This is a genomic window from Acetomicrobium sp. S15 = DSM 107314 (assembly GCF_016125955.1).
GTDB classification, from domain to species: Bacteria; Synergistota; Synergistia; order Synergistales; family Thermosynergistaceae; genus Thermosynergistes; species Thermosynergistes pyruvativorans.
This window is the reverse complement of sequence record NZ_JADEVE010000142.1, coordinates 1-302: the sequence shown is the minus strand read 5'-3', so window position 1 is coordinate 302 and position 302 is coordinate 1. Positions and strand designations below refer to the sequence as shown.

The 302-nt window shown below is 56.0% G+C and carries 1 pseudogene; it reads left to right on the top strand.

The window, feature by feature from the left end:
• Positions 1-302, top strand: a pseudogene (locus EZM41_RS03470) (hypothetical protein); the annotation flags it as partial.

Here is a 302-nt window from a genome sequence, read left to right as displayed (position 1 = left end):
CGCCATACCCTGTTATACATCTGATGGAAGAGCAGCGCCACGTCTCCGATATAGGAGGCACTATGCGCCTCGGCTCTTACCCGTGTCGGCTCGTGCAGGATACGTTGAGTTATGCCGACTATGGCGAGCCCGTTGTGAACGAGAGGCACCGCCATCGCTACGAATTTAACAATGATTATATAGCCGAGGAATTGGCCAGATTGGCGCTGAGCATGATGGGCGTGGACGAAGAGGGGTTAGACGAAAGAGACAGGCGCTTTTTGCGCGCCTTAGTGGAGCTCTTCGACGGCGGCCCTGCTGGA